At 63.6% G+C, this 13,164-nt stretch carries 11 protein-coding genes; 7 read left to right on the plus strand and 4 right to left on the minus strand.

Going from position 1 to position 13,164, the window contains the following annotated elements:
* Window position 1 precedes the first annotated feature (1 nt).
* Entirely contained in the window at window positions 2-844 is an 843-nt protein-coding gene (locus J0I79_RS07855) for an ABC transporter permease (protein ID WP_292856262.1), read from the minus strand.
* Window positions 844-1,857 carry an ABC transporter permease gene (locus tag J0I79_RS07860; protein WP_292856263.1) on the minus strand — a complete coding sequence of 338 codons (1,014 nt, stop codon included), beginning with the start codon at window positions 1,855-1,857 and terminating at the stop codon, window positions 844-846. Before J0I79_RS07860 ends, J0I79_RS07855 begins: the two co-directional genes overlap by 1 nt.
* A gap of 188 nt (window positions 1,858-2,045) precedes the next feature.
* On the opposite strand from J0I79_RS07860, the gene J0I79_RS07865 reads away from it, so the two are divergent.
* The 7 genes from J0I79_RS07865 to J0I79_RS07895 all read left to right on the plus strand — a co-directional run bounded on the left by J0I79_RS07865 (window position 2,046) and on the right by J0I79_RS07895 (window position 11,195).
* Window positions 2,046-2,861 (plus strand): IclR family transcriptional regulator, encoded by an 816-nt coding sequence (locus J0I79_RS07865; RefSeq protein WP_292856264.1) that lies wholly within the window; start codon window positions 2,046-2,048, stop codon window positions 2,859-2,861.
* 127 nt (window positions 2,862-2,988) lie between these two features.
* Entirely contained in the window at window positions 2,989-3,741 is a 753-nt protein-coding gene (locus J0I79_RS07870) for an SDR family NAD(P)-dependent oxidoreductase (RefSeq protein WP_292856265.1), read from the plus strand.
* A 61-nt stretch (window positions 3,742-3,802) separates the two neighbouring features.
* On the plus strand, window positions 3,803-5,290 hold the full coding sequence (locus J0I79_RS07875; protein ID WP_292856266.1) for a glycosyl hydrolase: 1,488 nt from the start codon (window positions 3,803-3,805) through the stop codon (window positions 5,288-5,290).
* On the plus strand, window positions 5,283-6,632 hold the full coding sequence (locus J0I79_RS07880; RefSeq protein ID WP_292856267.1) for a glucoamylase family protein: 1,350 nt from the start codon (window positions 5,283-5,285) through the stop codon (window positions 6,630-6,632). Before J0I79_RS07875 ends, J0I79_RS07880 begins: the two co-directional genes overlap by 8 nt.
* Window positions 6,622-8,151: a mercuric reductase gene (locus J0I79_RS07885; RefSeq protein ID WP_292856268.1), complete on the plus strand. Its 1,530-nt coding sequence runs from the start codon at window positions 6,622-6,624 to the stop codon at window positions 8,149-8,151. Before J0I79_RS07880 ends, J0I79_RS07885 begins: the two co-directional genes overlap by 11 nt.
* A gap of 190 nt (window positions 8,152-8,341) precedes the next feature.
* A complete protein-coding gene (locus tag J0I79_RS07890; RefSeq protein WP_292856269.1) occupies window positions 8,342-9,613 on the plus strand; it encodes a glycosyltransferase family 4 protein in 1,272 nt (423 codons plus the stop codon).
* Between the two features lie 7 nt (window positions 9,614-9,620).
* A complete protein-coding gene (locus J0I79_RS07895; RefSeq protein ID WP_292856270.1) occupies window positions 9,621-11,195 on the plus strand; it encodes a glycosyltransferase in 1,575 nt (524 codons plus the stop codon).
* Here J0I79_RS07895 and J0I79_RS07900 read toward each other — a convergent pair.
* Both J0I79_RS07900 and J0I79_RS07905 read right to left on the minus strand, forming a co-directional pair.
* Complete coding sequence (locus J0I79_RS07900) at window positions 11,178-12,173, minus strand: hypothetical protein (RefSeq protein WP_292856271.1); 996 nt, start codon at window positions 12,171-12,173, stop codon at window positions 11,178-11,180. The two genes, J0I79_RS07895 and J0I79_RS07900, sit on opposite strands and share 18 nt — an antisense overlap.
* Before the next feature lie 85 nt (window positions 12,174-12,258).
* The gene (locus J0I79_RS07905; protein WP_292856272.1) at window positions 12,259-13,023 is read right to left on the minus strand and encodes a glycosyltransferase family A protein; all 765 of its coding nucleotides are present in this window, start codon (window positions 13,021-13,023) and stop codon (window positions 12,259-12,261) included.
* Window positions 13,024-13,164: the final 141 nt, after the last annotated feature.

Here is a 13,164-nt window from a genome sequence, read left to right on the forward strand (position 1 = left end):
TCTAGTCCGACCTTGGATCGAGAATGTCGCGCAGGCCGTCACCGATGAAGTTGAAGCCGAGCACGATGGTGAGGATGGCGACGCCGGGACCGAAGGCGATCCACCACTGATAGAAATGCACCGCGCCGTCGGAGATCATCGAACCCCATTCGGGCGTCGGCGGCGTTGCGCCAAGCCCGATGAAGCTGAGCGAGGCAGCGAGCAGCACGACCTGGCCGAGGTCCATGGTGGCGCTGATCAGCACCGGCGTCCAGCACAGCGGCAATATGTGCTTGAACAGGACCCGGCTTGGCCGGGCGCCGGCGGCGATCGCCGCCTCGACATGCTCGCGCTCCTTCACCTCCAGCACCTGGGCACGCATCAGCCGGGCGTAGACCGGCCACCAGACCAGCACCATGGCGATGGCCGCGTTGCCGAGGCCCGGCCCGAGCGAGGCCGCGACGGCCATGGCGAGCAGCATCGGCGGAAAGGACAGGGTGACGTCGACAAGCCGCATGATCGCCGCACCGGTGAAGCCACCGACGAAGCCGGAGATGGCGCCGAGCAGCGAGCCGATGATAACGGCCGACACGACGACCAGAACGGCGATCGGCAGCGAATGCGCCGCGCCGTGCAGGGTGCGGGCCAGCACATCGCGTCCGAGCGCATCGGTGCCCAGCCAATGCGCCCAGCTTGGCGGCTGCAGCCGGCGACCGACCATTTCGAGCGGATCGAACTGCACCACCAGATTGGCGAACAGCGTCATGAACAGCCAGAACAGGATGACCACCGTGCCGATGACGAGCGGCGCGGTCAGCCATTCGGGGATGCCGACGGAACGGGACTTGGTGACGACGGCCGACATCAGCTCAGCCTCACGCGCGGATTGGCCACGACATAGAGGATGTCGGTGACGAGATTGGTGACCAGGAAGGCCAGGCCGCCGACGATGGTGACGCCGATGATCGCCGGGAAGTCGAGCGCGCGTGCCGCCTCGACCGCGTAGGAGCCCATGCCCGGCCAGGAGAAGATGGTCTCGGTCAGCACCGCGCCGGTGATGAGATAAGCGAAGGAATAGCCGATGACGGTGAGCGTCGGCACCATCGTGTTGCGCAGCGCGTGCACAATGACGACGCGGAATTCGCTCGCCCCCTTGGCGCGGGCGGTGAGCACGAATTCGCGGCTCATCACGTCGAGCATGTTGGCGCGCACCAGACGCGAGATCGTGCCCGAAACCGTCCAGCCGAGCACGAAGGCGGGCAACAGCAGATGCCACAGCGCATCCTTGAAGACGGCGAGGTTGCCGGCCAGCAGCGAATCGATGGTGAGGAAGCCGGTGACGCCGGGCGGCAGCGGCAAGCGCGCATCGAGGCGGCCCGGGCCTGGAAGCCAGTTCAAGACCACCGAGAAGATGAAGAGCAGGCCGAGACCCGACCAGAACACCGGCAGCGATGACCCGAACAGGGCGAACAGCCGCGCGCCATGGTCGATCAGGCTGTTGCGGAAATAGGCGGCCAGCACGCCGAGCACGATGCCAAGCGTGGTGCCGAAGATCATGGCGGCGAAGACCAGTTCGAGTGTTGCCGGCAGGCGGTAGAGAATGTCGGTGCCGACATTGCGCTTGGTGATGAAGGAAGTGCCGAGGTCGCCACTCATCAAATTGCCAAGATATATCATATAGCGCTCCGGCAGAGGACGGTCCAAACCCCAGCGGGCCTTGGCGGCGGCGACCACTTCGGGATTGCTCATCTGCTGTTCAGCGACGATAGCCGTCAGCGGATCGCCCTTCGTCACCGTGGTGATCAGGAAGGCGATGGTGACGATGCCGAGCACAAGGAACGGCATTGCGATAAGCCGGCGCAAAATATAGCGGGACACGTGGCTACCTTCACAAGGACGGGCTTCGTATGATGGCACGGGGCGCAGCGACATACCATCAAGGCAAACATATTGACAGGCTGGGAAAGCCGCTGTCAATATAAATGGAATTTAATTTCATTTTTGAATGAACGGCGCCGGCGACACCGGCCCGAGCGGCGGACCCGTCCGCCAGAAAGACCGCCAGCGTGCGCAAAAGAGCGACAAGGGACGAGACGGACCTCGACGGCGAAGGCGGGCAACTTTCATCCTCGCTGGTGCGCGGGCTTGGCATATTGCGCGCCTTCCGGCCGGGCGATGCCTCGCTCGGCAATCAGGACATTATCGCCCGCACCGGCCTGCCGAAAGCGACGGTGTCACGCATCACCTACACGCTGAGCGCGCTCGGCTACCTTCTCTACGACAAGGAACTCGGGCGCTACAGCCTCGGTCCCGCAACGGTGGCGCTGGGCTATTCGGCGCTGAGCTCCAGCGCCGTCGTCCACATCGCGCGCCCCCTGATGCAGCCACTCGCGGACCTGACCGGCGCGGCGGTGGCGATCGGCACGCGCGACAGCCTCAACATGGTCTATCTCGCCAACTGCCGGTCAGAAAGCCTGGTCACGCTGCGCCTCAATCCTGGCTCCTATCTGCCGATCTGGAAGACCTCGATGGGACTTGCCTATGCGGCGGGGCTTCTGCCCGAGGAACGGGCACGTCTCGTGCGGGCGTTGCAGGAGGCGGAACCGGACAAGGCTGAAGCGATCTCCGCGGCGATCGAGGACGCGATCGCCCAGCATGGGCGGCTCGGGTATGTAACGTCGTTCGGGGCGTGGCACAGCTATATCCACGCGGTAGGCGTGCCCTTTCGCCCGCGCGACGGCTCGCCGCTGGTCGCCATTACCTGCGGCGGCATCGGCGAGATCATCACCGAGCAACGCGCGCATGCCGAAATCGGACCGGCCCTGGTGGCGATGGTGGCCGCGTTGCGGCGGGAGCTCGAAGGAAATCCGGCGCAATCCTGACCAGCATTGGCCCAGACGATCCGGGACCATGCCGGCTTGAACTCGGCCGCAGGCAACCCCAAAATCCCGGACAAATTTCGGCCTTAGCACAGGCCCGGCTACAGCTGGTATGGACGGGGGAGAACACATGCCGATGAATTTCGCAGGACGCTTCGCCGGCCGGTCGGCCGTCATAACCGGCGGCGCTTCTGGCATTGGGCTTGCGGTGGCGCAGAGGATCGCCGACGAAGGCGGGCGCGTCAGCGTCTGGGATCGCGATCCCGCCCAGATCGAACAGGCGCAAGCCCTTGTGCCTCATCTGCACGGCGTGACGGTGGATGTTGCCGATGCGGCGAATGTGGACAGCGCCGCACGGTCGACCATAGATGCCCTTGGCGGCGTCGACATCCTTGTCACCAGCGCCGCCATAACCGGACCCAACACGACGACATGGACCTATCCCACCGAGGATTGGCAGCGGGTCATGGACATCAACATCAACGGCGTCTTCCACTGCAACAAGGCGCTGGTGCCGCACATGCTCGAGCGCAATTACGGCCGCATCGTCAACATCGCCTCGATCGCCGGCAAGGAAGGCAATCCCAACGCGTCGGCCTACAGCACCTCCAAGGCCGCCGTGATCGGCCTGACCAAATCGCTCGGCAAGGAACTGGCCAAGACCAAGGTGACCGTCAATTGCGTGACGCCGGCCGCCGTGCGCACCGCGATCTTCAAGCAGATGAGCCAGGAGCATATCGACTTCATGCTCTCCAAGATCCCGATGGCGCGCTTCGGCGAAGTCGACGAGGTCGCCGCGCTGATCTGCTGGATCGCCTCGGAGGAATGCTCCTTCACCACGGCCGCCGTCTTCGACGTTTCGGGCGGACGCGCCACCTATTGAGGGCGACTACAAATCCGCGTGAGAAGGCAACGAATGGAGCCCTTCAGGCGTATTGTCGGCCATGCAGTGCATCCCATCCCCGAACAAGCCATCAAAACGTTCCAAGAATACGATTTTTCGCTGTAATCTTGGCCTGGAGGGTGAGGACTTTCCGCATTTCTGGGAACATACGGTTGGCAGCGGCCATGCGACACTGGCCTTGCGTGCCGACTGGCAGGCACAGATGCGACGGGCGCATGACGAACTCGGCTTTCGCCATGTCCGGTTCCACGGCCTTCTCTGCGACGACATGGGCACGCTGATCGACCAGGACGACAAGCCGCTCTATTCGTTCTTCAACGCCGACCAGATCTTCGATTTCCTGCTCTCCATCGGCATGCGGCCATTTGTCGAACTGAGCTTCATGCCGACGATGCTGTCGTCCAGTGGGCAGATCATTTTCCACTACCGTGCCAATGTCAGTGCACCGAAGGACTACGACCAGTGGTCGACTCTCATTACCAAGCTTGTTGGCCACTGGATCGATCGCTATGGCGTGGAGGAGGTCCGCCAATGGTTCTTCGAGGTCTGGAACGAGCCCAACCTGGATGCATTCGGAAGCGGCAGGCAGGAGGACTATTTCAAGCTCTACGCCTATACGGCGAAGGCGATCAAATCGGTCGACGCTCAACTCAGGGTCGGCGGCCCGGCCACGGCGGCAAATGCCTGGATTGACGACTTCCTCGCTTATTGCCGGCAGAACAACCTTCCGGCCGACTTCGTCAGCACGCATCATTATCCGACCGATGCCTTCGGCAGGCCGGGTGACGACACGGAAACACAGCTTTCGGAAAGCACGCGGAGCGTATTGCGCGAGGAAGCGCGAACCGCGCGACGGCAGGCGGGTGACCGACCGCTCTACTATACGGAATGGTGTACCTCCTCAAATCCGCGCGATCCGATGCACGACGAGCCCTACGCCGCCGCCTTCATCGTCAAGACGGTGATGGAAGCAAGAGACCTGGTTCAGGGTTATAGCTATTGGACGTTCTCGGACATCTTCGAGGAAAACTACTTCCCTTCCGTGCCTTTTCATGGCGGCTTCGGCCTGATGAACCTTCACGGAATCGCCAAACCGGCTTACCGTGCCTTTGAAATGCTGCACGGGCTGGGAACGGAAATTCTGTCCATGGAGGGCAATCATCCAACGGTCGACAGCTGGTGCGTCCGCGCCCGAAATTCTTTGACCGTTCTGATCTCCAATTTTGCCCTGCCCAGGCACGCCATCGCTAGCGAAACGGTCCATATCGAACTCAAGAACGCGCCGCAGCCCGCCACGGCAACCATCCAGCGAATCGACGCGGAGAATGCCAACGCCAAGTCATTATGGGTGGGCATGGGCAGCCCCGAATATCCGAGCCGGGCAATGGTCGAGCGATTGCATGCGGCCTCTGCAATGCCGGTGCAGCAGCAACCGGTCAGCTGGCGCGACCGTACCCTTGGAATCGAGGTGACCATTCCACCCTTGGGAGTCGCTTCCATCAGGCTGGAGTTTGCATCGTTTGCCTAATAGAGAACCCGCAGCGCTGTCCGATGACGAACTCCTGGACCGCTACCAACGCGCGGCCTTCGGTTATTTCCTTGACAATGTAAACGCCGCCAACGGGCTGGTCGCCGACACGTCGCGGCCGAACTCGCCGGCCAGCATCGCCGTCGTCGGCTTCGCGCTCTCCTGTTATCCGATCGGCGTCGAGCGCGGCTGGATGACGCGCGATGCGGCGGCGAAGCTGACCCTTTCGGCGCTGCGTTTCTTCGCGGCCAGCACGCAAGGCGGCGGCGACGATGTGACCGGCCACAAGGGGTTCTATTACCACTTCCTCGACATGCGTACAGGCCTGCGCGTCTGGCGCTGCGAACTGTCGATGGTGGATACCGCACTCCTGATGGCGGGCGTGCTCCTGGCAGGCTCATATTTCTCCAATGACGACCGGCAGGAAGCAGAAATCCGGCAACTGGCCGAAGCGCTCTACCGGCGTGTCGACTGGCGGTGGGCGCAGGGCAGCACACCCACGCTGCGGCAGGGCTGGAAACCCAGAAGCGGCTTCCTGCACTATGGCTGGGAGGGCTACAACGAGGCGACCATCCTTTACGTGCTGTCGATGGCCTCGCCCGACAGCCCGACGTCGGACGACAGCTACGAGGCCTGGACGGCAACCTACCAATGGGAAAACATCTACGGCCATGACGTGCTCTATGGCGGGCCGCTGTTCATGCACCAGTTCTCGCATGCGTGGATCGATTTCTCCGGCATCCGCGACGCCTTCATGCGCGAGAAGAATTCGGACTATTTCGAAAACAGCCGGCGCTCGACCTACCTGCACCGCGACTACGCCCGCCACAACCCCTACGGCTTTGACGGCTATGGCGAGAACCTGTGGGGCCTCTCGGCGGGTGACGGGCCGGGCGGCTTCCGAGCCAGCGTGCAACGGCGGCGGCACCGGTTCTCCGGCTATGCCGCACGCGGCGCGCCGTTCGGGCCGGATGACGGGACGATCGCGCCATGGTCCTATCCGGCGTCTATGCCCTTTGCCCCCGACATCTGCATGGCCGCATTGCGCCATCTCGCCGAACGCTATCCGGAGGTGATCGACAATTTCCGGCTGCCGAGCGGCTTCAATCCGACATTGGCCAACCGGCGAAAGTTTGGCCCAGACGGCTGGGTGTCGGAGGGTTACTACGGGCTGGACCAGGGCATCACGGTGATGATGATCGAGAATCACCGGTCACGGCTGGTCTGGGATCTGATGCGGTCCAACCCGCATATCCGTCGTGGTCTCGACCGCGCGGGCTTCACAGGCGGGTGGCTGTCGCAGCCGGCGGACTCCACGCAAGGAGCGCGCAATGTCGCGTGAACCGACAAGGGTGGCCGCGTTCCCCGTCGACCGCAACGACGCCGACCTGATCCGGGGCGCGCATCCGCCACACTGGAAAAATCCCGAGCCGGACGGACGGTACAATGTCGTCGTGATCGGCGCCGGCCCGGCCGGCCTGACCGCTGCGCGTGACGCCGCGAGCCTCGGGGCGAAGGTCGCGCTGATCGAACGTGGGCTGATCGGCGGTGCGTGCGTCAATGTCGGCGGCGTGTCGTCGAAGACGATCATCCGCACGGCCAGGCTCTATGCCGACATGCGCGACGCGGAGAGTTTCGGGGGCCACCCGCCCAAACCTATTCGTGTCGACTTCGAACGGGCCATGATGCGCATGCGCCAGATCCGGCAGCGGATCAGCCGTGCCGAATCCGCTGCGGACCTCGTGGGCCATGGCATCGATCTCTATTTCGGCGAAGCGCGCTTCGGCGGACCGGACACGGTGCTGGTGGACGGCAAGACCCTGCATTTCACGAAGGCGCTGGTCGCGACGGGCGCACATGCAAGTGGACCGGAGATTCCGGGGCTTGCAGAAGCCGGCTATCTCGACAACAGCACGATGTTCAACCTGACAAGCTGCCCGCCGCGGCTTCTCGTCATCGGCGGTGGGCCGCTCGGTTGCGAGACGGCGCAGGCCTTCTGCCTGCTTGGCGCGAAAGTCATCCTTGCGCAGAGCGACCCCATGTTCCTGCCTGGCGAGGAACGCGATGCGGCGCAGATCTTGTCGGACGCCCTTGCGCGCGAAGGTGTGGAGGTGCGCCTGAACACCGAAGTGGTGGCGGTGCGGACGGAGAAAGGCAAGAAGCTTGCCGACCTCGTGCGGGACGGCGACACAACGACGATTTCGGTCGACGAGATCATCACAGGCGTCGGCCGCTCGCCCAATGTGGCTGGCCTCGGCCTGGAAGAGGCGGGCATCACCTATGACGCCTCAGGCATCAAGGTGGACGATCACCTCAGAACCACCAACCCGCACATCTACGCGGCGGGCGACGTGTGCCTGGATTACAAGTTTACCCATACGGCGGTGGCCACGGCCCGCATTGTCGTGCGCAACGCGTTGTTTCGCGGCCGGGAGCGACTGAGCGACCTCGTCATTCCCTGGTGCACCTACACCGACCCGGAGATCGCCCATGTCGGGCTTTACCCTATCGAGGCACGCCAAAACGGCATTCCGGTCAAGACCTACACCGTGCTGATGCACGATGTCGCCCGCGCCGTGATGGACGGCGAGGAGGAAGGTTTCGTCAAGATCCATGTCAGGGAAGGATCCGACCGCATCCTGGGCGCGACGGTGGTCGCCAGCCATGCCGGCGAGATGATCAATGCGGTGACGCTCGCCATGCGATCGGGCATGGGGCTGCATGCGCTCGCCGATGTCATCCATCCTTTCCCGACTCAGGCGCAAGGCATCAAGATGGCCGGTGACGCCTACAGGCGAACGCGACTCACCGCGCTGCGCAGGCGCCTGGCGGCACGCTGGCTGGCCTGGTCGAGGCGATAGGCTTTACGATCCGCCTCCACCGACAGGGGCTGTGTCCGGCCCGCAAAGCGGCACGGCTGACATCCACGGACGATCAAGCGCTTGACGAACGCGCCATTCAGCTAAACAAGTCGAAGCTGATTTCTGTGGCTCGGGGGGCCTCGTGAATGTCGTCAGGGATTGAGCCCGCAGCGTGGCTCGGACACTCGCTTTGAACAGCACCGGTGCGCAACCGGATGTCGCCATGCCGGCGTTCGGCGGCGAACGGCGCGTGCTTGTGCTGTCCCATGAACCGGCCTTTCCACCGACCTCCGGCGCGGATCTGAGAAATTACCGCAATGCCGTCGCAGCGGCAGGTTTCGGACCTGCCTGTCTTGTCTCGGTGCTGCCGCGTGCCGGCACGGCGACGCCGCCCGAACCAACGATCCGCACCGAGGCGCTGTCCATCGAGGGCGAGGCCCGAACCGCGTCGATCGGATGGTGGCGCATAAGAGCCGAGCACCGCATTTCACGCTCCGCACTGGCACGGCTGCAAGCGCTCATCGGCGATTTCAAGCCGGATACCGTCGTGGTCGAGGGCATTGGCCTGTTCAAGCTGCTGCGCCCCTTGCGGCCGCTGGTGCGGCAACTCATCCTCGACATGCATAATGTCGAGTCTGACTTGGCTTATCAGACGAGCCATGGCGAAGCGACGAGACCACGGCTTGCGGCATTCTATGCATCGACCGGCATCAGGCACCTGGAAAGAAAGGCGCTCGCCCTTGTCGACAGGGTCTGGGTCTGCTCGATCGAGGATCGTCAAAAGCTGGCGAGGCTGTTCCCGCACAGCGTACCGGTCGATGTCATTCCCAATGGAATTCCCAACGCCGGGGACATTCCCAGACGGCTGCCCGGCGAAGCCGCGACCGATGGCGGATTTCCGGTGATCCTGTTCATCGGCCATCTCGGCTATCCGCCGAATGTCGATGCCGCAGAAAGATTGGCCCATGCCATAGTGCCCCGCATGCGACGTGCCCTGCCCGGCGCGAGGCTTGTTCTGGCCGGACGCGACCCGAAGGCGAGCGTGCGGGCTCTGGCTCAATTGCCCCATGTCGAGCTCGTCGAAAGCCCCGAAAGCGTGACGCCGCTGCTGTCCGGCGCGCATCTGAGCATCGTCCCGCTTACGACAGGCGGGGGTACGCGCATCAAGATCCTGGAGGCGATGGCTTGGGGCATTCCAGTGATCGCGACGCCGCTCGCGGCCGAGGGACTGGGCCTTGTCGAGGGCGACGAGGTGCTCTTGTCGGCCACCGACGATGGATTGGCCGACATGGCTGTTGGATTGTGCCTCGACACAGAGCGGCGCGCGCGGCAGCGTGAGCGCGCCCATCGGGCCGCATGGGCAAGGTTTGGCCCACAGGCAATCCGCAATGCGGTCCGGGCCGGGCTCGGATCGAACAAGGACGCAAGCGACAACCCGCCATCTTCCATCCCTCCCCCGTGAGCCGCCGATGATCCCGCCGATCCTGCACCAGACGTGGAAAACCGATCGCATTCCCGCCCGCTTCCAGGCCTATGCCGAGAGCTGGAAGCAGCACAATCCGCACTGGACGACGATGTTCTGGAGCGATCGGATGCTGCTCGAATTCGTGGCCGAGCATTACCCGGCTTTCCTGCCGATGTTCTGTGGTTATGTGAACGGCGTGCAGCGGTCGGACGCGGCGCGCTACATGCTTCTGCATCATTTCGGCGGTGTCTATGCCGACATCGACTGCGAATGCGTCGCGCCGTTCGACCCGATCATGAGCGAGAACCGTATCGTGCTGTGCAAGGAGCCGGCTTCGCACGCGGCGGTCCAGGCGGATTTCCGGGGCCTGCCTTACCTCTTGTTCAACGGCACTATGGCAAGCCCGCCCGGCCACCCGTTCTGGCTTCATCTGCTTTCAATGATGCCGGGGCTCGCCGCCGCCAAGGACGTGCTCGACGCGACCGGCCCTTGCCTGCTGACCTCCGCCCAGCGCGGCTACGCCGACCAGACGGCCCTTGCCATCCATCCTTCAGGCCTGTTCGCACCGGTCACCTCCGCCGGTGGCACGGAGCGCGAAACCGGCGACGAGACCGTGCCGCTTTCCATCCATCACTGGGCCGGCACATGGTGGACCCCGCAGCCGCCGCCGAATTGGTGGACCAAGCTGCGTAACCGGGCCTACAAGCTACGATACCGCCTGACGCGGGGCACGTATCTGGACGAGGCCGAGGCTAAGGCGGGCATCGACAAGGCCGTCCTTTCGGCACCGCCGCCTCAAGGTCCAAACATCGCCGTTCTGGTGCCGCTTCGCGATGCCGCCGATCTCATCCAGCCATTCCTCGAAACGCTCGACGGGCTGGACTACCCCAAGGACAGGATCAAGCTGGTCTTCTGCGAGGGTGACAGCGTGGATGGGAGCTGGGAGAGGCTGCAGGCCGAAACCAGTAAATTAGCCGGCAAATATCGTGACATCGTCCTGCTGCGAAGGGAGGTCGGCACCACGCTCGACAGGGCAAAACGGGCGAAGCCAAGGATGCAGCGCGTCAGGCGCGGCGCGATCGCCAAGGTTCGAAATTACCTGATCGATCACGGCCTCAAGGAGGACGACGACTGGGCGCTGTGGATCGACATCGACGTATGGCGTTTTCCGCCCGATGCGCTGAACCGGTTGATCGGCACCGGACACCGCATCGCGGTACCCAATTGCGTGAAGATTGCCGATGGCGGCAGCTTCGACCTCAACAGCTTCATCATCAGAGGGCAGGGCAAGGATTACCGCTATTACCGCGATATACGCGGCGGCCTCCACCAGCCTCCGGCGCGGACGCCAAACCGGTACCATCTCAGCGATGTCAGGCATCTCGACATTGTCGGCCTCGATGCGGTCGGCGGAACCATGCTTCTGGTCGACGCGGCCCTGCATCGCGGCGGCCTGCGCTTCCCCGAAATTCCCTATCGCGACCTGATCGAGACGGAGGCTTTCGGCGTGCTTGCCAACGATCTCGGCATCAGGCCGGTCGGCCTGCCGAAGCTGGAGATTCTACACGTTCCCTGGTGAACCGGCGGCCCGGAGTTGTTGCCGCAGCGGTTCCAGCCAGGTTTGCGGGCGCAGGCGCTCCCAAAGATAATTCCGGTCCGTCAAATGCGCGACCTGCCTGACCCAGCGCGCCGGCGCCTCGGGATCGCACACCTCGCTCCAGTCGCTCACGATGATGACCGGCAGACCTTCGTAGAGAGGATCGAGCGGCGATGTCTTGGTCACCACGATGCAGCCGAGATAAAGCAGCTCCCATGTCCGGTGACAGTCGAGGCCGTTTCCGGTGGTCGAAAGCACCAGCGGATATTGCGAATAGAGCTTCCAGATAGCGTGTTGCGACACCCGCTGCTTCAGGAAATCGACGTGAGGACATCCCGCCAGCGCCTCAAGCAGATTTCGCCGCTCGGCGGAGCCTCTGCTGATGCTGAAATCGCAGAATACCTTGAGCGGGCGGCTATCGGCATTTCCCTGCTGCCGGCGCAGGATTTCCAATTGCTTCACCAGCCCGGCTGGTGTCGCGAAAGACCGTGGCGTGTGGAGGTCCAGTCCGATCGGAAAGGGTCTGATCCTGGGGTGGCCGCCATCGCAATTCTGGCTGTACCAGGACACCAGGTACGGACTGGCAAGAAGCCGCCCCACCGTCTCGTTCGCCAGGTCCGACGGCACCGAAGCGTCGCCATCGGTGGTCAGCAGAATGAACGGAGCCTTGATGGTCGGCAGGACGACCCTGGCGAAGGTGTCGAGGTCACAAGGCTGGGGATCCCTGGCAAGCGTGCTCAGGCGGACCCAGACAATGCCATGGGCGCCGCCATAGTGTTTTTGAAAGAACGCCTCGTTCTGCGTCGATTCGGTTGGTGCGCAGCGGTACCAGCCGGGCCCCGCAACGTCGCAGAAATGGCCGATCCCCTGCGACCACAGGACGGGAGGAACGTCGAGAAATCTCAGCGCCCTGGAATAAATGGCCTTTTTTACTTTTGCCCGCCAGCGCGACATACCCATCGGCGACGCTTAGCCCGGACACCAGCCGCAACGCAATGTCTTGCCAGCACAATTTGGCGAAGGCGCGCGGCCCTTCGCCTGGGTCTCATCGGCCAATAAGTCTGCGCCAGAATGTCCGGCCGCGCCGCGCCCGCAGCCACGAGACACTCGGCAGAAGCGCCTCCTGCCGGCTCAACAACTGGTCGTGGGCATGGACAATGGCGGCGGACTGGCGGGGAGAGTCCGGAATAAACCCGATGCCGTGATCCAGCGCACCGAAGGGGCGATAGTTTTCGCCGGCAATGCCGAGATGCTGGACCCGGCTGCGCGCCATCGCCGCCAGCGGGATGTTGCGCCCGGCAAAAAACTCGCAGTAGCGGTCGTCTATGCAGGCCTGGCCGCCCACGGCCGCCAGAGCCGCTTCGACCAGAGGCCGCCGCCAGAGTGTCCCGGCATTGCCAACCCGAATTTTCCTGACCAGGCCGGGGCCGAGCGGCTCGCCCGGATGCATCGTCGAATTGTAGAGCGTCAGAAGCCCATCGAATCCAGCCATCTGGTCAAGTCCGGCACCGAGGGCGTCACGGTTGATGATCATGTCGCTGTCGAGAAACAGAAGGTGTTCCTGATCGGAACCCAGAAAAGACCGCCAGATGTGTGTGATGGTGCCCGAGGCACCCCGGCGAGTGACCGCGCGGTCAAGGCCCGCCGCCAGCCCCGCATCGGCGATCAGCCTTGCCGCGTCCAGCGTCGAACTGGCGTCGTCGTGGACCACGATCCGTGATCCCGGAGGCAGGATCAGTTCGGCGGCGGTGGCGAAGCAGTGGCGGACCAGTTTCGCGCGTTCATGGACAGGGATGGCGACGAGCACCATGGCTGCTCGCCTAGAGCCGGACGACTTGAGGCCGAACCGGCCCGAAGGCTGAACCCGCTTCCAGCTCAAACAGTTGAAGCATGACTGCGTCCGAAAACCGCTACACGTCTCGACATTATGCTCTAGCATGATCGCCGACCG

Source organism: Mesorhizobium sp. (assembly GCF_017306585.1).
In the GTDB taxonomy this organism is placed as follows: Bacteria; Pseudomonadota; Alphaproteobacteria; order Rhizobiales; family Rhizobiaceae; genus Mesorhizobium.